General features: G+C 49.7%; 23 protein-coding genes and 1 riboswitch. Of the genes, 5 read left to right on the top strand and 18 right to left on the bottom strand.

Annotated features, from left to right (window positions below; all coding sequences use genetic code 11):
• Positions 1 to 129: 129 nt before the first annotated feature.
• The gene (gene punC, locus Q4579_RS04515) at positions 130 to 1,347 is read right to left on the bottom strand and encodes a purine nucleoside transporter PunC (RefSeq protein WP_303561961.1); all 1,218 of its coding nucleotides are present in this window, start codon (positions 1,345 to 1,347) and stop codon (positions 130 to 132) included.
• 131 nt (positions 1,348 to 1,478) lie between these two features.
• Between punC and punR the strand changes: the two genes are divergently transcribed.
• Together punR and Q4579_RS04505 are read left to right on the top strand one after the other, a co-directional pair.
• Positions 1,479 to 2,381 carry a DNA-binding transcriptional activator PunR gene (gene punR / locus Q4579_RS04510; protein ID WP_303561958.1) on the top strand — a complete coding sequence of 301 codons (903 nt, stop codon included), beginning with the start codon at positions 1,479 to 1,481 and terminating at the stop codon, positions 2,379 to 2,381.
• 189 nt (positions 2,382 to 2,570) lie between these two features.
• Positions 2,571 to 2,831, top strand: a complete 261-nt coding sequence (locus tag Q4579_RS04505; protein WP_303561956.1) for a hypothetical protein — start codon at positions 2,571 to 2,573, stop codon at positions 2,829 to 2,831.
• A gap of 63 nt (positions 2,832 to 2,894) precedes the next feature.
• Here Q4579_RS04505 and Q4579_RS04500 read toward each other — a convergent pair whose 3' ends face one another.
• The 12 genes from Q4579_RS04500 to Q4579_RS04445 form a co-directional block, all read right to left on the bottom strand.
• Positions 2,895 to 3,512, bottom strand: coding sequence for a CDP-alcohol phosphatidyltransferase family protein (locus Q4579_RS04500; protein WP_303562187.1), 618 nt, complete (start codon positions 3,510 to 3,512; stop codon positions 2,895 to 2,897).
• Positions 3,505 to 4,158 (bottom strand): ATP-binding cassette domain-containing protein, encoded by a 654-nt coding sequence (locus tag Q4579_RS04495; protein WP_303561953.1) that lies wholly within the window; start codon positions 4,156 to 4,158, stop codon positions 3,505 to 3,507. The genes Q4579_RS04500 and Q4579_RS04495 overlap by 8 nt, the downstream gene beginning before the upstream one ends.
• Complete coding sequence (locus Q4579_RS04490; protein ID WP_303561951.1) at positions 4,127 to 5,818, bottom strand: ABC transporter permease; 1,692 nt, start codon at positions 5,816 to 5,818, stop codon at positions 4,127 to 4,129. Before Q4579_RS04490 ends, Q4579_RS04495 begins: the two co-directional genes overlap by 32 nt.
• A 48-nt stretch (positions 5,819 to 5,866) precedes the next feature.
• Complete coding sequence (locus Q4579_RS04485) at positions 5,867 to 7,006, bottom strand: ABC transporter substrate-binding protein (RefSeq protein ID WP_303562186.1); 1,140 nt, start codon at positions 7,004 to 7,006, stop codon at positions 5,867 to 5,869.
• Between the two features lie 63 nt (positions 7,007 to 7,069).
• Entirely contained in the window at positions 7,070 to 9,292 is a 2,223-nt protein-coding gene (locus Q4579_RS04480; protein WP_303561950.1) for an FAD-dependent oxidoreductase, read from the bottom strand.
• Entirely contained in the window at positions 9,289 to 9,891 is a 603-nt protein-coding gene (locus tag Q4579_RS04475; RefSeq protein ID WP_303561949.1) for a carboxymuconolactone decarboxylase family protein, read from the bottom strand. Before Q4579_RS04475 ends, Q4579_RS04480 begins: the two co-directional genes overlap by 4 nt.
• 88 nt (positions 9,892 to 9,979) lie before the next feature.
• Positions 9,980 to 10,369: a hypothetical protein gene (locus Q4579_RS04470; protein ID WP_303561947.1), complete on the bottom strand. Its 390-nt coding sequence runs from the start codon at positions 10,367 to 10,369 to the stop codon at positions 9,980 to 9,982.
• A gap of 184 nt (positions 10,370 to 10,553) precedes the next feature.
• A complete protein-coding gene (locus tag Q4579_RS04465; protein ID WP_303561946.1) occupies positions 10,554 to 11,168 on the bottom strand; it encodes a TfoX/Sxy family DNA transformation protein in 615 nt (204 codons plus the stop codon).
• 130 nt (positions 11,169 to 11,298) lie between these two features.
• Positions 11,299 to 11,402: riboswitch (cyclic di-GMP riboswitch) on the bottom strand.
• Between the two features lie 205 nt (positions 11,403 to 11,607).
• Positions 11,608 to 12,621, bottom strand: a complete 1,014-nt coding sequence (locus Q4579_RS04460) for a substrate-binding domain-containing protein (RefSeq protein WP_303561943.1) — start codon at positions 12,619 to 12,621, stop codon at positions 11,608 to 11,610.
• A gap of 371 nt (positions 12,622 to 12,992) precedes the next feature.
• Positions 12,993 to 13,811: a heme ABC transporter ATP-binding protein gene (locus tag Q4579_RS04455; RefSeq protein ID WP_303561941.1), complete on the bottom strand. Its 819-nt coding sequence runs from the start codon at positions 13,809 to 13,811 to the stop codon at positions 12,993 to 12,995.
• On the bottom strand, positions 13,808 to 14,812 hold the full coding sequence (locus Q4579_RS04450) for an iron ABC transporter permease (RefSeq protein WP_303562185.1): 1,005 nt from the start codon (positions 14,810 to 14,812) through the stop codon (positions 13,808 to 13,810). The genes Q4579_RS04455 and Q4579_RS04450 overlap by 4 nt, the downstream gene beginning before the upstream one ends.
• 66 nt (positions 14,813 to 14,878) lie before the next feature.
• A complete protein-coding gene (locus Q4579_RS04445; protein WP_303561939.1) occupies positions 14,879 to 15,718 on the bottom strand; it encodes a hemin ABC transporter substrate-binding protein in 840 nt (279 codons plus the stop codon).
• A gap of 375 nt (positions 15,719 to 16,093) precedes the next feature.
• On the opposite strand from Q4579_RS04445, the gene hutX reads away from it, so the two are divergent.
• Both hutX and hutZ read left to right on the top strand, forming a co-directional pair.
• Complete coding sequence (gene hutX, locus Q4579_RS04440; protein ID WP_303562184.1) at positions 16,094 to 16,582, top strand: heme utilization cystosolic carrier protein HutX; 489 nt, start codon at positions 16,094 to 16,096, stop codon at positions 16,580 to 16,582.
• Complete coding sequence (gene hutZ / locus Q4579_RS04435) at positions 16,579 to 17,124, top strand: heme utilization protein HutZ (RefSeq protein ID WP_303561937.1); 546 nt, start codon at positions 16,579 to 16,581, stop codon at positions 17,122 to 17,124. Before hutX ends, hutZ begins: the two co-directional genes overlap by 4 nt.
• Before the next feature lie 64 nt (positions 17,125 to 17,188).
• Here hutZ and panP read toward each other — a convergent pair whose 3' ends face one another.
• From panP to Q4579_RS04410, 5 genes are all read right to left on the bottom strand, one after another.
• A complete protein-coding gene (gene panP, locus Q4579_RS04430) occupies positions 17,189 to 18,862 on the bottom strand; it encodes a pyridoxal-dependent aspartate 1-decarboxylase PanP (protein WP_303561936.1) in 1,674 nt (557 codons plus the stop codon).
• Between the two features lie 165 nt (positions 18,863 to 19,027).
• Positions 19,028 to 19,540, bottom strand: coding sequence for a hypothetical protein (locus Q4579_RS04425; protein WP_303561934.1), 513 nt, complete (start codon positions 19,538 to 19,540; stop codon positions 19,028 to 19,030).
• Between the two features lie 258 nt (positions 19,541 to 19,798).
• Entirely contained in the window at positions 19,799 to 19,897 is a 99-nt protein-coding gene (locus Q4579_RS04420) for a MetS family NSS transporter small subunit (RefSeq protein ID WP_211648342.1), read from the bottom strand.
• A gap of 1 nt (position 19,898) precedes the next feature.
• Positions 19,899 to 21,380: a sodium-dependent transporter gene (locus Q4579_RS04415; RefSeq protein ID WP_303561933.1), complete on the bottom strand. Its 1,482-nt coding sequence runs from the start codon at positions 21,378 to 21,380 to the stop codon at positions 19,899 to 19,901.
• Between the two features lie 384 nt (positions 21,381 to 21,764).
• Complete coding sequence (locus Q4579_RS04410; RefSeq protein ID WP_303561931.1) at positions 21,765 to 22,394, bottom strand: hypothetical protein; 630 nt, start codon at positions 22,392 to 22,394, stop codon at positions 21,765 to 21,767.
• A gap of 393 nt (positions 22,395 to 22,787) precedes the next feature.
• On the opposite strand from Q4579_RS04410, the gene Q4579_RS04405 reads away from it, so the two are divergent.
• On the top strand, positions 22,788 to 23,993 hold the full coding sequence (locus Q4579_RS04405) for a patatin family protein (RefSeq protein WP_303561929.1): 1,206 nt from the start codon (positions 22,788 to 22,790) through the stop codon (positions 23,991 to 23,993).
• Positions 23,994 to 24,118 lie beyond the last annotated feature (125 nt).

Below are 24,118 nucleotides of genomic sequence, written 5' to 3'. Positions count from 1 at the left end.
CCTGTGAGTTTTTATGATTCTCTGATGAACAATAGACGATCTTCTGGCAGAGGAAAAAAATATACCCAGTATCCTGAGGTTACCGGGTATATGAAGAGGGGGGACGTAAGCACGACGCGAATCAGTGAATCATGAACTGATGGCGGTGGCTGCTTCGCGGGTTTCTGCGGCCTGACTTTTCATCACCAGCGCAAAACCGGCCAGAACAAAGACACAGGTACCGGCAATCCCGTAAGCGACAATATCCAATCCTTTTTCTGCGTATGCTGCCACAAGCGAGCTGGCTGCAAAACAACCCATGGTTTGCAGGAAATTCAGCAGGCCAGCTGCCGTTGCGCTGCAGTGTTTGAAATCTTCCAGCGCCTTGCTGATCACAATCGGGTAGATGGCACCATTGGCAATCGCAATAAAGCAGAAAGGGATCAGAATGGGCCAGATGGTGTCAGGTTGGGTCTGAACGGTAATCACCAAAATCACCAGCGCACTGCCAATGAACAGTTTCAGCAGCCATGGCAGAATTTTCTTCCCTTCAGTCCGGCCCAGCAGCGCACGACAGCCGTAGCCGCCAATCAGGAAGGCAATTGTCTGTGGCACATAACTCAACCCGATATCTTCGCTGGAATAACCCATGGAAGACATGACAAAAGGAGAGCCGGTCAGATAGGCAAAGAATGCAGCCGAGCAAGCGGCAAAAATCATCATATTACCGATGAATTTTTTTGACTTGAGCAGAGAGCGATAGTTCACAGCCATTTCAGACAGCATTTTTTCCTGCTTGTCTTTTTTGGCTGCGCTTTCCGGCTGCCATGCGGTCATGAGTGCGAGGACGGCACCAAGCAGGATCAGGCTCAGGAAGATGGCACGCCAGCCAAAGTGGGACTGAATCGCTGCACCCACCAATGGTGCAAGGGCGGGTGACAGGGCAACCAGCGGCATAATTGTGGCAAACACCTTTTCAGCGACTTTGCCCTGATAGCGATCGATCACAATGGCTTGCCACAGGACGGTGGCACTACAGGCCCCCAGCGCCTGAAGGAAACGAAACGCCAGCAGGATTTCGACATTCGGAGCCATGGCACAGCCAACGGTTGCCACACTGAACAGGAACATCGCGCCCAGCAGGACCTTCTTCCGTCCCAGACGATCGGACAGCGGGCCGTAAATCAGCTGACCGACAGCCATGCCAAGTAAAAAGATGCTTAACGTCATGCCAATCAGGCTCGACGAAGTGCCTAAATCTGTCTGCATCGCACTGAAAGCAGGCAGATACATATCTGTTGCTAGGAAGCCCAGCATACTGAGTAAGGCAAACCAAACAAGTGTGGTGACGGATGGTTTTGTCGTCATTTTATTTAAACCAGTTAAAACATTGTGTTTCAGATTTTAATCTTGGTGTTTTGTGCTGTGAAACGCTAAAATTTCACCATTGCCTTCAAAAATTTTGATGTGAACTTTACTCGATTGTAAGCGAGATAAATATGTTTTCTTTCAATGATTTACAGGTCGTTGATGTCGTCTCCCGGCGTGGCAGTTTCTCGGCTGCTGCTGAAGAATTACACAAAGTCCCCAGTGCAATCAGCTACACCGTTCGTTTAATGGAGGAAAAATTAGCGGTTGAATTGTTCGAACGTCATCACCGTCAGGTCGCGTTGACGCCAGCAGGGCGCTATTTCGTTGAAGAAGCCCGGCAACTGATAAAACACATGGAACTCATCAAACACCAGACACAAAGGGTTGCCAATGGCTGGGCTGAAAATGTCTCGGTTGCACTGGATACCGTGGTTCGCCAGAGCCGGGTGAGCACCATGGTCCGGGATTTTTATCAGGCGTTTCCAGATGTTGAATTGCATTTGACGATGGAAGTTTACAACGGGGTCTGGGATGCGCTGGCAGATGGCCGGGCGGATCTTGTGATTGGTGCCACTGCAGCGATTCCGGTGAGTGGTGATTTTGATTACCGGGATATGGGCAGCCTCAACTGGGTGTTTGTGATGTCCCCTGATCATCCGCTGATTCAGTGCCAGAACACGCTGGATGAAGCTGAGCTGGCCAAGTATCCCGCGATTTGCCTTGAAGATACGTCCCGTGTCTTACCGAAACGAACTACATGGCTGATGAACAATCAGCGTCGGGTCATGGTACCAGACTGGTCGAGTGCGTTTCAGTGTCTGGAAGCCGGCTTAGGTATTGGCGTGGTGCCGGAGCATATGGCGATGCCAAAACTGAAGGAAGGCGTGCTGGTGAGCCGACTCTTGCCGCATTCACCCCCGGTGAGTCCCTGTTGTTTAGCCTGGAATAAAGCAAGCCTGAACCCGGCATTAAATTGGTTATTGCAATATTTGGGAGACAGTCAACAACTTCATCAGGAATGGATGCGTTAGCACTGGTCCGACTTAATCTCTTTTTGTCTGTGTACGCTTAGTCTGAGGGTGAGGCAGGGGGCTGAATTCTGAATGAAATTTGCTCAATCAGAGAATTATCGTCATCAAAGATGCGCTAAGTCATAATTCTTTCATTCAGAGTCTTTAGGATGCCCTGCGTTAAATCCAATAAGACACAAAAGAATGACTATGGATCAGAATATTAAAGACAATCACGTGAAGTTGGCTACGGCGATTGACTATATCTATCACGCTTTTCCGAACCTGAGCTACCGGCCCAGACCGGATGATGTGAAACTGCTGGCTGCATTTTTGCAAAGTCAGAATCCGGACTCTCCTGCATTTTTAGGAGAACTGATGAAAAGCAGTTACGACGCCATTGAAATTGAGATCAACAAATTTCACAGTCGTCTGGTTAAACAGCATCAGCAACTGCCAGCCTTCAGTTAACAGGACGCTGTGTCAGTGAAGAGAAAGCTGCTCGGGAAGAGCAGCTTTTTTATGGGGGAAAACTTATTCGTTGGCTGGTTTGAGTGTCTGATAACCCGCCCAGATTCGGGTCGCTGTAGTGATCCAGCATAAGGAGCCAAAGATCCACGCAATGAGCGCAAAGTGCTCAGGCAGCAGGCAGAACAGGACAAAACAAGCGATGGTTTCACTGCCTTCCGTTAATCCACCCAGGTAGAACAATGATTTGTGCTGGTACACCGGATTCTCAATCTGACGCTTGCTGGCCATAATGGCAAATGCCAGGAAGCTGGAACCTGTGCCGACGAAGGCAAAGATTAAGAATGCCCCTGCGACAGCATTCTGTTCCGGTTGAGCCAGGACAAAGCCAAAAGGGATGAGCGAATAAAACAGAAAATCTAAAGTAATGTCTAGAAATCCCCCGCAGTCGGTAATCCCTCTTCGCCGCGCCAGAGCCCCGTCCAGACCATCGAACAGCCGGTTCAGAAGGATCAGAATCAGTGCCAGCCAATATTGCTGTAAAGCCAGGGCCGGTAATGCCAGCAGGCCGATGACAAACCCTGCTACCGTGATCTGGTTGGCGCTGAAAGGGCTTTTATTCAGCAGTTTTCCGAATTGATTTAAAGGCAGCCGAATCAGCTGTATTGCGTAACGGTCAAGCATCGCCATTCTCACTCTGTTGCTCGGGCCAGTGCAATAATTGTCCTTCGGGGGGCACATCATCCTGATCATGGGTCACCATGAGTGCCGGTATGTTTTGTTGTCGGATTTGCTGAAATACGAAATCCCGAAATTGTACCCGCAGGGTTTTATCCAGTTTACTGAAAGGTTCATCCAGTAAAAGCGCATCGGGTTCGGCCAGCAAACAACGCATTAAACTGATGCGGGCACGCTGACCGCCTGAGATCTGATCAGGATGAGCCAGCGCTAAATCCAACAGACCAAGGGTGTGTAACGTTTCCATGGCTTTTGCCTGACGTGTCGCTTTCTTCACTTGGGGCGGCAGGCCGAAGGCCAGGTTTTGCCAGACATTCAGATGAGGAAAAAGCAGATCATCCTGAAAAAGGAGGCCAATCCTGCGCTGTTCGGGCGCTAACGGGTGTATGTCCTGATCGTTCAGACGGATCTGGCCATCTGCCTGTGTGTCCGGTGCACTGTGCCCGGCAATCACATTCAGCAAGGTGGATTTACCGCATCCGCTCGGCCCCATCAGGGTGAGAATCTGCCCTGGCGGCACAGAAAACGAGAGCGACTTCAGTAAAATTTTGCCCCCGTTATTAATAGTGAGGTTTTTCACGGATAAGCACATCAGGTGCAGGCTTCCTTGTTGATGGGTGAGCAGTCATTTTCGACTGATAAAAGCGGTTGGCCAGCATGGCAGCGACAAAGATCAGAAACGGCACCAGGCCTTGCAGTAAACCGTAAATTGCGCTGATGCGCCGATCCTGCCCGCTGGCCAGTGCAACGGCTTCTGTTGTGAGCGTACTGATGCGTCCGGCACCCAGGCTGAGTGTGGGCAGATATTGCGCCAGACTGACACTGCAACCGACCGCAACAGCCAGACAAATGGCTGGCATCAGCATCGGACGTTTGACCTGCCACCAGGCTGCCATGGCTGAATATCCCAGACTCTTGGCGGTTTGTGTGTAACGGCAGTCGTAAGTCTGCCACGGACCGTCCAGCGCTAAATACAGATACGGGAAGACAAACAGCACATGGCTCCAGACCACCCAGACCACGTAATGTTGTCCGGGCACCAGATAAGTGGAGACTTGAATGCCAAACAGCAGCGAGACCTGCGGCAGCACCATGGGCATCGCAATCAGCCAACTGGGGAGGCCGATGCCGGTTTTGTCTCTGAATTCGAGACAGCCGATGGCCAGGAGTAACGCGATCAGGGTACTGATCACCGCCAGCAGAACGCTGGTGGTTGCAAGCTCGGTGACGAACGCTGTTTCCTGTTGCCAGAATCGCACGCTCATCTGGCTGGGAAGTATGTCCGGAAAACGCCAGCGTAAGCTGAGAGACCACAGCAGCAATACCGGGATCACCGTGAACGGGACGAGGATCAGCGGCCAGTGCAGCGTCCTGCCCGGCAGACGGTGGACCCGCTTCCCGCTGAATTGCCAATGCGGATAGCCGTGGCAAATCAGCCATTCCAGACATCGGAAAACAGCAATGCACAGCATCCCCAGCGTTAATAAGCCAAGGGCGCCCATTGCAGCTCTGGGCATCAGACTGATATCCGGATCATTGAACCATTGCCAAACCAACACTGAAAATGTCGGTGGTCGGTTGGGGCCCAGTATCATGGCCATATCGACCACAGACAGTCCGTAAGCCAGTACCGCATAGACGGGCAACCGCATCCGGGGCAACCATTGCGGCAGGATCACTTTGAGCCACACTGTTGTGCTGCTGTAACCTAATCCGTTTCCGGCAGCCAGCAAACGCTCGATATTGAGTTGTTGCAGCACGGATAAACTCATCAGCAGCAGGAAGGGTGTTTCTTTGATGGCGAGTGCCAGTGTCAGCCCGATCCCCAGAGGATCCTGAATCAGATGGAAAGACTCAGTGTCCACACCGAATGCGGTGAGAAGGCGGGCGAGCATACCTGTTGAAGAGAAAGTGAACGCAAATCCGATGGCAAAAGCGACATGCGGGATCGCCAGGACAGGTGAGAGCCACGACTCCAGCCGGTGCCAGCGTGTGGTTCCCCAGCTTTTCTGAAGGATCAGAAAGGTAAAGAGGATAGCCATCAGTGTGCTGAGGATACCTGAAGCCAACGTGAGCCCGACGGAGGTCGGCAAACCGGGCCAGGCCAGCATCATCTGCACAGCCTGCAGGTCCGGTGAATGAAATCCTGTGCCGGGTTGCCAGAAAAATGCGGGCAAGAGAATCCCGAATAATCCGGGCAGCAATGGCAGGCAGCACAGGATTAGCGTGGCAATAAACAACAAATACAACATATTGCAACGTGACTCTTTTCAAACAAAATATCGGCTTGCCGGGCTGACTTAATGCCCATAGCGTTGTTGCCAGGCAGTTTCAAGGGCGGTCTGCCAGCTTGGGTGTGGTTCGGCAATCGCGCGGAATAACTCGAACGTCTGCGCTTCGTCAGCACCGCTGAACGCATCGGTTGTTAACACGGACGGATCCCCCCAGATTTGACTGTTGGCTTTTCTGGCCTGGGCTTCAGGGCTCATCAGGAAATTGATGACCACGCGTGCGCCTGCTTTCGCGCTGGCATTCCAGGGGATCGCCAGAAAATGAATGTTGGACAGAGCGCCTTGTTCGAATGCAAAGGTTTGTGCGGTTTCCGGGAGCTCGCCACGTAGAATGGCTGCCTTGGCTTCATTGGGGTTAAAGGTGATCGCAACCAGCAATTGGCGGTCATCCAGTAACTGCAGCATTTCCGTGGCGCTGCCTGGAAAGCGTTCGCCCTGCTGCCAGGCTACCGGATGCAGTTGATCCAGATAGCGCCAGAGTGGGGCGGTAATTCGGTCAAATTTCGCCTGATCTGCAGCAGGATCAATGGGTTCATATAGTGCCGGGTCTGCGTTGGATAATTCGATCAAGGCTGCTTTCAGAAAACTGGTCCCGTGAAACGCAGGTGGCTGCGGATAAGTCACTTTTCCCGGAAAAGCTTTTGCAAGACTGAGGAGTTCGGTAAAGCTGGCTGGTGGATTTTTCAGCGTTAGAGTGTCATGAATGAAAACCAGTTGACCGATGCCCCAAGGGGCTTCCAGACCGTCGGTGGGTTCGGTGAAATCTTCATAAACAGGTAACCGTTTATCGACCCGTTTCCAGTTTGGTAGCTTGGCCACAAAAGGGCCGTCCAGCAGATCATTGGTTTTGAGGGTCCGGAAGTTTTCACCATTAATCCAAACCAGATCGACACTGCCGCCACTGGCTTTTCCGGCTGCTTTTTCTGCCAGTAACCGTTGCGAGGTTTCTGCAATATCGGCAACTTTGACATGATTCAACGTGATACCGTAACGGCTTTTCACTTCGCGGGCGACCCAGCGCAGATAGCTGTTAATGGGCTGGCTGCCGCCCCAGGCGTTGAAAAAGACCGTCTGTCCGCGCGCTTGTTGCTCGATTTCCTGCCAGCTCATGTTGCTGGCAGATTGCTTTTGTTCTGCAGCAGCAGCCATCCCGGGGATGGCTGCTGCAACGGCCAAACAAAGGGCGATCCATGTCTGCTTCATTTCTGTTCCTTATTTTTCCTGCACGTGTGTTTGCTTATCGGCAATGGTCGCTTTCTGCGGGTGGTCGCTTGCATCTGAAGCGCCCCGTTGCCAGTTGTGGAATTTCTCAAGCCAGCGCAGCACTCGCTCCGGTTTGTGGGCTTGTTTCCACACACCTGCTGTATATTTATTGGCTTCGCTCATGGTTGGGTAAGGGTGCACTGTCCCTAAAATTTTATTCAGGCCCAGACCATATTTCATGGCCAGTGTAAATTCTGCAAGCAGTTCACCGGCCTGATTCCCAACAATGGTCGCGCCGAGGATGGTGTCTTTCCCTTTTGGCGTCAAGACCTTCACCCAACCATAGTCTTCTCCGTCGGCAATTGCGCGATCTAAATCATCAATCCCATAGGTGGTGACAGCAACTTCCAGTCCTTGCGCAGCGGCTTCTTTCTCGTTCAGACCGACTCTGGCTACCTCTGGTGCAGTGTAGGTGACGGCGGGCAGGACACGGTAATCCGCTTTGAATTTTTTGAAACGGCCAAACAGGCTGTTCACGGCAGCATACCAGGCTTGATGACCCGCTGCGTGGGTCAGCTGGAAAGGACCAGCGACATCGCCAACCGCGTAGATGTTGGGATAATTTGTCTGGAGATACTCGTTGATCTCGATGGTTTTGCGGGGACTCAGGGTAATGCCCAGTGTTTCAAGGCCAAAGCCTGTCACATTCGCCGCGCGGCCCAGCGCTAGGATTGCCGCATCGAACTGCACATCATGATGCTGGCCCTGGCTGTCTTCCAGCACGACCCATTGTTCTTTTCCTTCTGCCGTTTCTTGGGTTCTGAATTCAACTGCTTTGTGGCGCAGGCGAATATCCACCCCATCGCGCTGCAGGCTGTCGAACACCAGTGCGGCCGCATCCGGATCTTCCCGGACCAGCAACTGATCGGCCATTTCTACCTGCGTGACCTGACTGCCTAAGCGTTGGAAGCTTTGTGCCAGCTCGCAGCCAATCGGACCACCACCGAGTACCAGCAGTCGTTTGGGCTGTTCAGTGATCGACCAGAGTGTATCCGAAGTCAGATAGTTGACGGATTCAATCCCCGGAATAGGCGGCACGACAGGTCGAGCGCCTGTGGCAATCACCATATGCTGTGTTGTGATTCGGGTGCCGTTCACTTCAACTTCCCAGGGAGATAAAATCCGGGCTTCTCCCTGAATACAATTCACGCCCAATTTAGTGTAACGTTCGACGGAATCATGAGGTTCGATGGACTGAATGACGCCGTGGATGCGCTTCATCACCGCGGCGAAGTCCACCTGAGGTTGTGCGGTATCAATGCCAAATTCAGGACTGCGGGTGATGGTATGCATGGTGTGGGCTGCACGGATCAGCGCTTTTGAAGGAACACAGCCGGTATTCAGGCAGTCTCCCCCCATTTGGTGTTTTTCGATCAGGGTGACTTTGGCTTTGACAGCGGCAGCAATATAGGCACTCACCAAACCGCCGGCACCTGCTCCAATCACCACCAGATTCTGATCAAAGGTTTTCGGACGCTGCCAGTTCTGATACACGCGGCGACGCTGAATGAAAGCCATGACCGCTTTGGCCAGAAAAGGGAATATCCCCAAAAGCACCAGAGAGACCAGAACCGGGAAAGAGATCAGTCCGGACAAGGATTGGATTTCACCGAGCTGGGTCCCTGCGTTCAGATAGACCGCTGTTCCAGGCAGCATTCCGAGCTGACTGACCCAGTAGAACGTTTTGGCGCGCATTGGGGTAAGCCCCAAGAGCAGGTTGACCAGAAAGAACGGGAAAACCGGAATCAGGCGTAGTGTAAACAGGTAAAAAGGTCCATCTTTTTCAACCCCCTGATTGATCGCACCCAACCGGCGTCCGAATTGTTGCTGAACCCATTCCCGGAGCAGAAAGCGGCTTGCCAGGAATGCCAGTGTTGCACCCAGAGTACTGGCAAAAGACACCAGGAACAGGCTCCACCAGAATCCGAATAACGCTGCACCCAGAAGTGTCATCACAGCAGCGCCGGGGAAGGAAAGTGCGGTGACAATAACATAGACAGCAAAGAAAATGGCACTGGAGAAGATGGGCTGATCAGCAATGCTTTGCTGCAGTGAATGCTGATACGCTTTTGCCTGTTCCAGCGTGAAGTAAGCTCCCAAATCGAAAGCAAACCAAGCGATGATCGCGGCTGCGATCATCGCCAATAACAGTGGCTTTTTAATATCTTTCATGAATCCTTGCTCGTGTTGTGTGTTTGCTGTGAGTTTTGGTTTTCTGTGGGTGCTGTGGATTCCAATGGAATCGAACAAAATGCCTGTGCGGGGACATCCAGTGCGGTGTTAAATTTAGCCGACAGGTTCTGAAAACTGACTAGTGCTGTCAGTTCAATCAGCGCATCGTCGTCATACCATTTCCGGAGTGTATCAACCATTTGTTGAGTAACTTTATTACCAGTGACAGTCATGGCTTCTGTATAAACCAGAACGGCTTGTTCTTGTTCGTCAAAATGTGGGCTTTGCTGCCATTCGGCAAGCGCCTGTATTTTCTCGACAGAATGGCACCGTTCAGCCAACCGCATGCCGTTCGCATCCACGCAGAAAGCACAGTTGTTCAATTGTGACACCCGAACACAGACTAAAGAGCGCATGACAGCTGACAACGGGGAGCCTTTGCGATCCAGATATCCGAAGAAACTGGCCACAAGATAGAAAAGTACCGGGCGCCGGCCCCATAAGAGTGCCGGATTCAGCGGTTGTCCAAAATGGCGCTTCTGCAGCCACAGTAATGGGCGAATCAATATTGAGTAACGGTTTCTGGGAGATACACGCACCTGAATTCTCCGGACTGGTCGTTTCAAATACCGACCGAGTCATATTAGACAAATTTCAATTTTAGTGCGATTGAGGCAGAGAAAGTGTTTAGTTGATTGAAATCTGAACAGAGCGGCTCAAAGGCTGGCTGGCAACGGCTTCAGGGGACACAGAATTCAGGATCAGATAAGTACTGACCAGGACGGGTAACAGGGCAACCAACATGGTTTTTCCGATGTGATATTGACGATACCAGTACTTACGAGCCTTCAGTTTCAGAACCATGCCCCAGCAGAAGAGCGCAACGTTAAAACTGGCAGCGATCAGACAAGGCGCCTGTAAACTTTGGTCATCAGCCGTCATTTGAGAAACAATCAGCAGAAATGCTGCGGGGAGCAGACTGACCAGCACTAAATAACGCATCAGTTTTGGCCATTTGTGGAATTTATCTCTGAAGATGTTGTCGTTTTGGCCCGGAAAGGGGATAGATGAGCGCATTTGACCTCTCTGCTGATGTAAAAATATACATTCTAAAGGCGGCGAGGCTGAAGAAAAGTTAACTGAGTGTCTTGTTATTAATGTTTGTGACTGGCGTCTGCCTTTTACACAGCCCTGACAGATGTCAGGGCTGTAGGGCAGGTCATTTCAAACCACGCAGGGGAAACAGCGTGATGAAATAATCTTAGTGGTGAGCGCTTGAAACAGGAGATTCCAGTTTCGAGAGCAACTCATTTCGGCGTTGTGGCGTAATGACAGACCAGTGTTTACCACTGACTGCACCTTCCAGCGCCCAGAGCAAATCCAGACTCAAAGATTCGTGATGAGATTCCTGTAGTGCCTGAAACGCACCAATTGCACCCACTTCGAATAATTGGTCAACAGAGCTGATGCCTGCTTTTTTCAGCATGCGCTCGTTGGCCAGTCGAAGGTTTGGCAGATCTTTAATGCGATTCGGACTCGCCTGCATCTTTTTCTCTTTATCTGCCTGAGCAGCATTCAGAGAACGTTCCGCATGTTCCAAAATAATTGCTGTGTTATCCCACCAATTATCTGGAATGGCGTAGTGTTTTGTGACGACAGGAAAACCGCGCTTTTGATAAACGTACGGTTTCAGGCCAGCTTGCTTGAAGGCTTCTTCGTTTTTCGCATTTGCACGAAGGTGCAGCTTATCGTTTACAACCAGGGCAAACATCGTTTCGCCTGCGAAAATACCAAACCCGCCAAACATTGAGCGAGATTTTATTTGACCAAATTTCTCAAATAAACGAATTGAATCTTTCAGTAGTGGTTTGTCCATGCTTCTTTTCTCGGTGATGAAATTCAAAAAAGAAGTCACCAAACAACGGAGCGTGGATTCAATTGTGCATAAGATTATGAACCTTTTGTCATAGGAATGACAAAATTAGTCCAAAACCTTCACTTCATCCATCGGCAACCCCGCTACCATGAGCAATAACATTGTCACTAAGTCATTGCTTTTAGGCCGGAAGCTTTGCGTCCCATCCTTTCAAATGGTTTGCCTTGTTCGTGACTGTTTAATCATATATCAATAAGTTCGGTTTGATATTGATCGCACAAAAAATTGTGAGATTTATCCCAATAAAAGTCGTCCTTAAATTACAAAAAGTAAGACTTTATTCCGAAAATTCCTACATGTGGTAGTAATATTCCATATACAAATAGCCAATAGAGGGATAATTATTGGCTATTTTTTGTTCGACTTGAAGTTATATCGTTTATTTCTTATTTGAAATTGTCTTTACCGAATGACGAATCACCAGTTCCGGATTAATTTCAAAGGTTTGAAAGGCATGATTCTTATCTTTCACGCGCTCCATTAAGATTTCCACTGCGGTTTTACCCAAACGGCGTTTGGGTTGGTGAATTGTCGTGAGAGGCGGGGAAAAATAGGGCGTCAGATCAATATTGTCATAACCAATGATGGAAACATCTTCCGGTACGTTGATCCCTGCCTGTGCAAAAGTACTGATGAGCGCCATGGCCATGATATCGTTAAAGCAGAAAATCGCCGTCGGGCGGTTTTCCATCGCGATAAAGACTTTCGCAGCATCTACAGCAGATTCGCACTCGAAGTCACCTTCAATAATCCAGTCTTCATTGACCGGGAGCCCTGACTCACTCATGGCTTTCCGGAAGCCCTTTAATCGTTCACGACAGGTCGACTTGTCGGTCTGGCCGGAAAGGCAACCAATGAGCGTATGGCCATTGTCAATAAAATGACGGGTCGCCAGATAGCCACCGAGTTCGGCGTTATCCTGAATATTATCGCATTTCGGACGAGCAGGGCCCCAGTCCATGATGACCATGGGCAGATCACGCTGTCTTTCCAGCTGTTCCAGCAATTGATCATCCAGATCCGAACACATCACCAGCAAGCCGTCGACCCGTTTCTCAGACAGCATCCGCAGATAATCTTTCTGCTTCGCGAGGTTTCCTTCGGTGTTACACAGAATCAGTGTGTAACCTGCTTTGTAACAGTACTCTTCAACGCCATGCACCAACTCTGCAAAGAACGGGTTGGTGGATTTTGTCACCAGCATGCCAATGGTGCTGGTGGTATTACATTTCAGGCTGCGCGCGACGGCACTGGGTGCGTAGTTCAGTTCTTCTACTGCAGCCAGAACCTTCTTCTGGGTTGCTTCTGCCACGAAGCGTGTTTTATTGATTACGTGTGAGACTGTGGTCGTGGACACACCAGCCATACGCGCAACATCTTTAATCGTTGCCATAATTATTCTTCTAGTCATCAGGCCAAGGGTGTCTGTATACCCTGTGGGCCGGTTTATACCTGAATTTCAGCCAGACGCTAAAACGCCGCTTCTGCATCAGAAAGCGGCGGAAAAAGTGAGGCTCAGCCCCGGTGCTTACAATACATGACACCAGATAAGAAGTCTGACCTTGTCTATTACTCTTCGTTTCATAGGTTAATCGCTTGCGATCACATTTTACAAGGACTCTCGCACAGTGCAACGTTTCTCTTGATCAGTCGAATGAATCTTGATGAAGCTCAATAATGAGCTGCAACGATTGCACTGGTGGGCAGTGAAAGAGATGATCTGAAATGAATTCAGGCATCCGAATTGATGCCTGTGGGTTGATCTTATGCCGAAAGCACAACAGGAAAATGGCCGCGGGGATGAGATTCTATCATCACGGGTGACCCATAAACAGACTGAATGTTTTCTGCGGTCAGCGTATGCCAGGCATCGCCATCGGCTTGAATCTTCCCTTGATTGAGCAGAACAAGCCGGTCGGCATATTCGGCGGCCAGGTTGAGATCATGGATCACCAGAATGACGGCTGCGCCCTGAGCTGCCCTTTCTTTTGCGAGCCGAAGACAACTGTGCTGGTGCGCCAGATCCAAAGCCGAGGTGGGTTCGTCCAGCATCAGGACACAACGTTCCCCGGCTTCACTGAGCTGTGCAAGCACACGGGCAAAATGAACGCGCTGTTTTTCACCGCCAGAAAGCGTGGGGTATAAACGCTGGCCAAGATGCGCAATCCCGACATTTGTCATCATTTTCTGTGCAAGACGCTGACTGTCATTCTGCTTTAACCCCAAGGGCATCGTGCCTAATTCTGCAACTTCTTGTGCCGTAAAACCAAACGACAAGCTGCTATGTTGTGGCAGCACACCTAAATGTTTTGCCAGAGCTGCCGGTGCCCATTGTTGTCGCTTTTCCCCAAAAAAATATACATCGCCTTTGGACTGGACTTCACCACATAAGACTTTGAGCAGTGTACTTTTACCCGCACCATTTGGACCCAACAAAGCTGTCAGTTCACCGCCGTGGAAACTGATACTTAAATTGTCGAGTAAGGTTTTACCGCCCAGACTGAGGTGGAGCCCTTCCGCTGAAATGGCCGAGCGCATTCCCGCTGTTGGCTTAGAACGTTGACGAACAACATGGTGAATCATTGTAAGCGACCTCGCTGTTTCATCAGCAGCGCAATAAAGAAGGGCGCCCCGATCAGGGCGGTGATAATCCCAACGGGAAGTTCTGCTGGAGCGGCCACAACACGGGCAAGCATATCTGAAATCAAAAGGATCAATGCACCCAGCAATGCGGACAAGGGCAGTAATGTTTTATGATTTGGGCCAGCAAGCATTCGTCCGAGGTGCGGCACAATCAAGCCGACAAAACCGATCACCCCGGATAATGAAACCGCGACGCCAACACCTGCTGCACAGAGTAGAATCAGCAGCCGTTTGAGCTGTTGGACATGAATGCCCAGATGCTTGGCTTCGGCTTCGCCCAGCAAGAGTGCATTCAGTGCGCTGGCGCGACGGTTAAAAAGCCAGAACAGGATGGCCAGCGTTGAAAAGGCTAACGAAATCCCGGGCCAGGTCGCGCCAGCAAGTGATCCCATCGTCCACAGAGATAAATCCCGGAGCGCTTGATCATCGGCGTAGAAATTCAGCAGCCCTAATGCAGCACCTGATAGCGCACCAATCGCGACGCCTGCCAGCAACATGACGGTGACTGAAGTCCCGGAGCGGTCTGTTCCCAGCTGGTAAACGACCCAGGTGGTCACAACACCGCCGATGAACGCGAACGCCGGAACGGTGCCGAGTGTCAGCAGGAGCGGGTAGGAGACGGCAAGGCCGCTGAACAAGACGATGGCCATTGCAGCCCCGAGACTGGCGCCCCCCGCAACCCCAATAATGCCCGGATCGGCCAGTGGATTGCGGAATAAGCCTTGCATGATGGCCCCACACAGCGCAAGAATCGCACCAATTGCAATGCAAAGCAGTGTCCGGGGTAGACGGACTTGTTGAATAATCAGCTCAATATGTGGGGCAACGGTTCCTTTTCCCGGGAGCAGCGCCCAGAGCACATCTGCGACGTGGATGGACATCGGCCCGACAAGGATAGAGGCGACCGACGCAAACAATAACAGCCCCATGATCAGCGGCATCAGATATGCTGCCGGAATACGTTGCCAGATGATGCGCCGTGCGCGGTTGATGACTGTGATCATGAATTACTGACCATAGAGCGCTTGATTCAATCGCTCTGCTTCTTCAAGGCTTTTCAAGTTGAGTCCGCCAATCAGGGCGGTGCCATCAATCGTAACTATTTTTTTCTGCTGGCCTGCAGGCGTCGCAGCAAGGAGTGGCAGTGTTTTCAACAGGCCATCAATCCCGCCAATAGACTGACTGGTATGGGTACTGAGCAGAATGATGTCTGGCTGCATGGCCAGCATGGCTTCTGCGGACAGCGGTTTGTAGGATTCAATTTGTTCTGCGGCAGGATTAATTCCGCCAGCAAGCTGAATCAAGGTGTCGGCAGTTGTATGACGTCCGCCTACCATGGGCGCTCTGCCGCCATGAATGGTCAGGAAAAGTATCCGCTGACGATCTGACTGTGCGGTCAGGCGTTGCTGAATGCCGGACACCTGCTGATGAATGGTGTCTACCAGTGTTTTTGCAGCTTCCTGTTTACCGGTGAGTTCGCCAACCTGAGTGACGCGGGACGCCAGATCCTCAACCGTTTCGCCAGAATTCAGAATATCAATCTTGATGCCTGCCTGACGCAGCAGGTTTAGCGTTGATTCAGGCCCCATTTCTTCTGAGCCGAGCACCCGATCAGGATTCAGAGCGATCATACTTTCAGCGGAGAGTTGTCTGTGATAGCCCAGTTTTGGCACCTCATCACCGACATAAGCTTTGCTGGTGATGTCAACAGCGACGATCTGGTCTTCTGCGCCAACGGCATACATGAGTTCAGTAATGCCTGAACCCGCACTGATGATGCGTTCTCCTGCCCAGGCCGTGGTGGAAGTTGTCAAAAAGAGAAGGGCGGATAGTGCAGCATGTTTCATTTAAAGGTTCCTCACTTCACTGAAATATAAGGATTTCAGCAACATATTGGTCAATGTGTGAACAGATATATCAATAGCGTATAAAGTGTGAAAAACAACTCATTTTCGTAAACGAGAGCGCTATCAAAAGTGATAATTATTTTTAATTAAGAATGATTATCCATGAATGTCAAACAATATCAATTATCATTTGCAAAAGGGCAGGTCGGGCCTTATCATTTTCAGAAATACGATTCATTATCATTATTTTTATTGATGATTGCAGTGCGATCGATGCCTTGACATGAGATCAGGGAGCTGCAATTGCGGTGGAAGGAGCACGACGAAGTGTTTGAGAAGTTCAGCCTGCCTGAGTTAAAAGAAAAAGTCGGCACAATGTTAGACGAAAACCCAAGCCTGCATGCTGTCTTAATGGCTGATGAGCTGGGTGTAACCGAGGGCGAGATCATCATGGCATTTCCTGATGAGCTGGTGACTCGGATTCAGGGGCATCATGCCCAGGCAATCTTGGAAATGCTGCCAGAGTGGGGAGTGATGACGACCATTGTGCATTCAATGGGGTCAATCTTCGAAGTCAAAGCCCCTTTCCCGAAAGGGAAAGAAGCCCGCGGTTACTATAATCTGATGGGGAAAGCCGGAGAAATGCACGGTCATTTGAAACTGGATCGCGTTTCTGATGTCGTGCTGGTCAGCAAACCTATGCGTGGTAACGAAAGCTATTTCATTGGTTTTCTGGCTGAAAATGGTGAGTGTATTTTCAAAATTTATCTGGGCCGTGATGAGAAGCGTCAGCTGATTCCGGCTCAGGTTGAGAAATTTAATGCGTTAAAACAAGCTTTTGTGGTTGGAGAAGAAGCGTCATGAGTGAAGTCAAACAAGAACGTTTGCAAAATCGTCTGGGTCCTCAAATTCAGGAATTTCGTGCAGCATGCCAAACCGTGCAGCTAGCGACCGTCGATGCAGGTGGGAAACCGAATGTCAGCTATGCACCTTTTGCGTTACTTGAAGATGGTTACTATGTGCTGATTTCAAAAATTGCACGTCACGCTCGCAACCTGCTGGAAAATCCACAGGTGTCCTTGATGATGATTGAAGACGAAGCATCGTCGAAAACCATTTATGCGCGTACCCGTCTGACATTCGAAGCGAACGTTGTGTTGGTTGAGCGTGAAACGGACCGTTGGCAGGCTGGAGTCGAGGCGCTGAAAGCGCGTTTTGGCGAAATCATTGATGGATTGAGTGGCCTGGAAGATTTCAAACTGTTCCGTCTGGAACCGACGCAGGGGCTTTTTGTGAAAGGCTTCGGCCAGGCATTTCAGGTCAGTGGTGATGATCTGGTTGATTTTGTTCACCTGACTGAAGGCCATAAGCGCATTGAAGATGGTCAGGAAGTCAAATCGGCCTGATTTGTTCCACTGATACATGAACCAACCGGACAGATTGATTTCTGTCCGGTTTTTTTGTGCTTGCTTAAGTGTGAGGGGAAGTGGTTTTCCCGGATTGAGCCAGAATTCTCGCTGTGATCGCTTTCACTTTCGGCAGGCTCTGCTGGCTGGTGAGTGCCAGTTCCTTCTGCTCGGCAAGAACATCTTTCAAAATGTCAGGTGTGGTCAGTGGGTTGGCCAGCACAACACGGAAGACCGTGGTCATTCGTCTGTCCCATTGTTCCGGCATTAACCGGGTTCTCGACACGAAAGATTTCCCGGATTCACGCTGCCGCTTCTGAATATATTGCGTGAGGTCATTGAGCGCATCATGAATGGCTTGCTTGTCTTCATCATTCGCTAAGGCCAGCGCCTTTTGCGTCTCTTCCGGCACATACCGGTAAGTCAGCAGGCAAAGTTCGGGTGCTGAAATCAGCTCGAAATCAGGATCGTTTTTGATCAGTTCGGCAAAATACTGCGCTTTTTCAATACTGTGATTGATCAGAAGCTCGTAGCCTTGCCGACTGATGATATTCAGGCTGGCATAGAGCAGCATGGCCATGCCACTGCGTGATCCTTCCAGTGTATGGCTGCCAAGGTCCTTGGACCCTTTCCGCAAAATGTATTCTGCGTGATGTTCAATAGCAGACATCAAGGCTGGGTTCTTAAAGATCACCATGCCGGCACCCATCGGGATATAGAGCTGTTTATGGGCATCAATCGTGACGGAATCGGCCCGTTCAATTCCTTTCAGCAGCGTACGATACGCGTTTGACATCAGGGTAGCGCCACCCCAGGCGGCATCGACATGGAAATGGCAGTTGTGCGCTAATGCAATGTCAGCCAGCGCATCCAGCGGGTCGATATTCCCGGTTTCAGTGGTGCCGGCAACGCCAACAATCGCGAAGGGTTTGATATTCCGGGCTTTGAGTGACTCAATCGCCGCTTCCAGATCCTGAGTACAGATCCGGTTGTTTGCATCGGTTTTCACCGCGACCAGATTTTCCCGCCCGATCCCCAGCACGTCCGCAGCTTTTTTCAGTGAATAATGACCCCGTTCAGACACCAGAACAGCCAGATCATCATAACCGTAATGCTTCATGGCTCTGAACAGGCCTTCCTGCGCAACACCTTTGAAATCACCGTCTGGCTTCAGCAGATTGTTCCGTGCGACCCAAAGTGCAGTGATATTGGCGATAGTACCGCCAGAGCAGAATGCGCCCAGCGAGTGTTCCGCACTGTGCATCCATCGCTGATAAAACGGCTCGGTTTCACCGTAGATCAGGTTATGCAGAATCCCCAGGACCTGACGCTCTAATGGCGTGAACGCTTTCGACGTTTCAATTTTGACCAGATTCTGGTTCAGGCCAATCATGATCTTTGAAAGCGGCATTAAAAAGTAGGGGAGTGCCGAAGTCATGTGACCGATGAAAGTCGGTGCCGAAGTATGTACCGATTGTGCGACCAGTTTGTTCAGCAGGAAGTGTGTGTGCTCCGATACAAAGCTGGGTTGCTCTGGCACGGTTGCTGATGAAAAATCTTTTTCAATTTCTGTCAGCGGTTTTTCCTGTGCCGCAATATGCGTTTGTAAAAAAGCGTTGAGGTTTTCAGAGATCTCTTTCTCAATACGGCCAAGTGTTGAGTCTGGCGCTTCCGGTACTGTAAAGATCCGGTGCAGAGTCTCAAGAGATGCTTCAGCTTGTCTGTTTTCCACTGCCATAATCAGTTGTTACTTTTCGTTAACGTCGGCAAATCCAGCTAATGTACTGGAAATGAGAATGATTGTCTTGGAGAAATTCTCAAATCTACCCAGTGTACGCATGGTCTGCAGTGATCAGTGAGGATAATCACCGGACGGGATCCGTCCGGTGTGGTAGGGGCTGGCTTATTGACACACCGTTGCCGCAATGGCGCTCATTTGCTGGTTGTATGCTTTCAGGGGCTCGTCAATGTCATCTGGGTGGGTCAGCAGTTCAGCAAACGCGCTGCGCAGCTCGTAGTTCTTCGGATGCGGGGCGCCCTGACGATCTTCGAACACTTTCTTCGCATAGTCACCGAGTGTACCTTGCTGTTCAGACAGGTTTTTAATGTCCTGCTGCGTTAGCTTCAGCCATGATTCTACAGACTGAGATAAATCTAAATGGCTTTTATCGTGTGTTAAATACCAGTCAACGGCCTCACGTTTCAGCTCAAAATGATGAGTACGACCTTCGAGAAACCAATCGCCGACTTCTTGTAAACCTGGATCCTTTTGAACGGTGAGTTGCACCAGTGACTGATACCAGGTCAGCGAGGCGTCGATGTACTTGTGGTATTTATCACTTTCACAGCTTTCTGTTGAAGCGAAAGCAGAAACGGGCAGCAGGGCTAATGAGAGAACAAACGCTGGAAACTTCATGGGCTTTCCTTGAACGATTTATTGTCATGCATTCTGGCACTTTATACATAACGTGCCGTTGCATCAGGATTATTTTTTTCAAATTGTAGCGGTAGAAGCTACTGAAAGGAAAGAAATCTTAGGCGGATTGCGCCTGAGATTCTGCAGAATATGAAATAAAGCGCACTTTTGATGTGGTTTTAATGAAGTCTGTTGAAAACTTTCCCCGGAAAGAGGTAAAAGAAGAGGCCAAATGGCCTCTTCAGTGTTGTGGGTCGCTTAAGCTTTATTCTTCATCGCGACAGAGATGCAGTAGGCTGCGCCTCCCCAGGTAATCCCCAGGCCAAAAAGCATCATGATGATGGCACCAGCAGTCATATTAAACCTCTCTGTTCGTGTTTGGTTTGGAAGCAACATTGATGAGTACAGCAGCAACGAACATCGCAGCAACCAGACCCCAGCCCAGCATCAGCAGATCAGACATGGCATAGCCGCCATAACCATCGTTGAATGTATTCACCAAGTTGGTCCCCAGGATGATAATTAACATAATCGGGCTGATGAAGCGGATGCAGATCTCAAACCATTTGCCGATTGAAAACTCAGAAATGTTGTTGACGTACGCACGAATATCCGCGACTTTCAACAGCCAGCCGATCACCAGCAGTTCAATCAGGCAGCTTGCCAGCAATGCAACGTTGTTGATGAAGTAATCCACCAGATCCAGCAGCAGCAAGCCACCATTTGTTGCAAAAGCCATCGAGATAACAAAACCGAGACCACATACCACAGACGCAGCTTTTTTTCGGCTCCATTTCAGTTTGTCGATGACGGCAGACGTGACCGCTTCCAGAATTGAAATGTGTGAACTCAAACCGGCAACAACCAACGCCAGGAAGAACACCGGACCCAGAATGTAGGGTGCTGGAAGCAGGTTAATTGCCGCGGGCAGGGTGACGAATGCGAGACCCACACCAGCCGAAACTACTTCGGTCAGTGGTTTCGATTGTTCTTGCGCCATATATCCCAGTACAGAGAAAATCAGGACACCAGCAACGATAGAGAAACCACAGTTGATCAGTACTGTCATGAAGGCGTTATTGTTAATGTCTGACTTTTCAGGCAGGTAGCTGGAGTACGCAATCATGATGGCAAACCCGACACTCAGGGTGAAGAAGATTTGTCCGTATGCGGCTGACCAGACTTTTGCATCCATAATTTTGCTGAAGTCAGGCTGGAACAGATAGTTCAGGCCGTCCATTGCGCCTTCCAGGAAGATCACCCGGGCAATCAGTGCCAGAACCATGATGAACAGCAGTGGCATCATGATTTTGCTTGCGCGTTCAATCCCGCCTTTGACACCGGTGAAAATTGCCGCGAATGTGATCCCCCAGGCAATCACCATCGGAATGGCAATGTGCAATTGCAGCCCTCCCAGATTACTGGGTGAGTTGTCGCCTAACTTCAGATACTCACTAAAGAAGAAGGCGTTTGTGTCTGTGCCCCAGCTCTGTGTGAATGAAAAACCGACATAGGAAATTGCCCATCCGATCACTGCAACGTAATAAACAGCAATCACTGCGGCAATGAACACCTGAAACCAGCCGAGCCATTCCAGTTTGCCCCCCAACTTAGAAAAAGCTCTGGGTGCAGCCCCACGTAGTTTGTGGCCCAGGCTGAATTCCATAATCATGAATGGAATCCCTGCGGTCAGCATTGCAAAAAGGTAAGGAATAAAGAATGCGCCGCCGCCATTTTCGTAAGCCATGTAAGGGAAACGCCAAATATTCCCCAACCCAATTGCAGAACCCACGGCCGCCAGAATAAAGCCGGCTCGGGTTCCCCATTGTTCGCGTTTCATAAGTATCTCCTTATGTACTGCTATTCTCCATGAAACAGCATTATTTAAGATTATTATTCTAAATATTTACTTCCTGTATCGTGGAATCTGGTTTGATACCCCACGAGATGAAATGAGATTAACCACTGATATTGGCTAGCGCAATAGACAGTAAGTTTTGTTCGATCTGCCAATTGCAGGGATAACTTTTGCGATTGACCTCCGTTCTGCGTGATTCACGACTTGTTAACAAAATGTATAGAAGATCTCACCACACATGACTTCTTACTGAGTGATTTATTTTCTTTAATTATTTGGTACCTATGACTAATAAATAGTCAAAAATTAGACTTTTGCAACATTATGACTATCAAACTCCCACAGCGCAGAGTTTAGTGTGGTTACTCAAAATACAAAGCTGACCCCCAGATTGGTCTGATAAAAACTCAGCCAGTCATTATCTATATTGATATCACACGTTTGTGGGCCTGAATCCGTGTCGCAACCTGCGCTGGTTTTCCCGTCGACACGGTTGGCAATCCAGCGCGCCTCCAGTCTTATTCTGACATTATTGTTAATAAAAAAGTCGGAACCGAAAAAGGCACCGCCGGAGAATAAAATATCCTGTTTCGACCAGCTGGCCTCAATGAGGGTGCCGCCAACACTCAATCCGATGAAGCTGGTCAGCAAAGGTGCGATACGGTAATGGTTACTGGCCTGAAAATGAAAAAAGCTGACACTTTCATCATTATCGATGAATCCGTCTGTTTTCATGTTCATGTGCTGTGCCGTAAAACCAATTCTTCCGTTTTGATACCGTTGTTTTCCGTAATTCCCTTCGACGGTAATCCCAATGAGATCATTGTTGTCCGGAGCGATTTTGAGGCCGCCATCGGCATTGATGCTGTCAGGAAAGGCATAACCCCAGTAAGGGGTGATATAAACGGGATGGTCGTCGCTCGCGAACGCTGCTGATTGATACCCCAAGAGAAAAATGCCGAAAAAACAAGGTAAGTATTTGTTATATAAAAGCATTAAGCTCTCCTTATACTTGGGTCGGGAACTGTGACCATCATCCTAAAACCATTTTTTCTGTATGGTCAAAGGTGAGGGATGACGCTACAATTTTTGAATATGTTACTTTTTGTTGCAGGCAAATTGATTGCGGCAACGTTCCAGGAGCTTTTATGAATCATCTGAACCCTGAATTGAAGGCAGCTTTGGTCGTGGCCTTCATCATTATGATAGTCCTTTTCGGATTTGGCCTGACGGCAATCACACACTAAATCTGTCAATTTTCGAGCTTTTTGGCTTTTTGGGATTAATAAAGATAAGTCCCTGCAAAATTTTTCCCCTGTCCCTTGATGCGCATCGCGCTTCAATAAGAGAATGGGGAACTGTTTGTTTTTGCTGAAGTGAGTATGTTGGATGAATCACTTGCCTTTTAGTCTCGGGGATTTGGATCTGAATCTGGTCGATACATTTGCGAACCAGCTGGCGGGGACCAAAAAGCAAAAAATTGCACTCGTGGTTCAGGGAGGCGGCCAGCGCGGTATTTTTACGGCGGGTGTGTTCGACGCATTTCTGGAAGCCGGCTTTGATCCTTTTGAACTTTATATCGGGACTTCGGCTGGCGCTTTAAACCTCTCATCCTTTATTAGTCGCCAACACAAGTTTGGCCATAATTTCATTGTCAATTTAACGACGCAGCAAGAGTTTTTTAATCTCTATTACTATCTGAGCCAGCAAAAACCCATGAATCTGGACTGGGCGTTTGATCAGCTGGATCAGCATGGTCATACGCCGCTTGATCTTGCGACTGCACGCCGGGTGCTGACCTATCGTCAGGCATTTGCCTGTGCAACTCGAAAGGATACCTTGCAGGATATTTATCTGCCGATGTACCAGGACAACTGGCGTGATGTGCTCCGGGCAACCTGTGCGATACCGTTGTTATACAATTTGCCGGTAAATCTGAATGAACTGGAGTGGGTTGATGGCGGCGTCAGTGCTGCTGTCCCTGTGAAAGAGGCCTGGCACAGGGGGGCTGATCTGGTCGTTGTTGTGCGAACCGAGCCGCTCCAGACAGTTCAGCTTTCAGCTGGGAAGTTTGATGACTGGCGGGAGCGGATTGAAGTGGCTTTACCTGAATACATTGAACGCTTCAGTTTGAACGAGTCGCTGGAGAAAGTGAAAGCGGTACACAGCGATCTCACCGAACGGTTTGATCACTGGAAAAGTGCATGGCTGAAGAAAGCCCAGCAGGGGATGGATGCGGCAGATACTTTAAATCAGGAACTCGAAGACGATAAAAAAGCGGTGAATGGCTACCGGAAATGGCTCAGCGGATTAAATATAGAGCGATTTCTGTCACTCACGGGAAAACGTTCTGAAGTGCTCGATATGCTGAACAAGTACTATCAGAGCTATAAAGATCTGAACGAGTTTATGCTGTATCCACCTGATTCACTGAAGGTGATTCAACTGGCACCAGAAAGAGCCTTACACAGCAAGGCGCTGCTCAGTAGCCAGCAGGATCTGACGCTTGATTATCAGCATGGGCACCAGTTAGGCCGTGAGTTTCTGGAAAACTTTGCTGATATCCTCAATCGCCATAGCAGCGTGCGGTCCTGAGTCCAACCTCACTGCGACACTTCGCTATAAATACCATTCGGACAATCGGCCAACGGGCTGATTGTCCCTGCATTTGATCGAACCTCCGCATCCCGGCTTTCATGGGCGTCATGCGTCCCTTTCAA

The organism is Photobacterium sp. 1_MG-2023, from assembly GCF_030547945.1.
Classification (GTDB): domain Bacteria; phylum Pseudomonadota; class Gammaproteobacteria; order Enterobacterales; family Vibrionaceae; genus Photobacterium.
The sequence above is the reverse complement of the archived record's forward strand: the minus strand, read 5'-3'. Positions and strand labels throughout refer to the sequence as shown.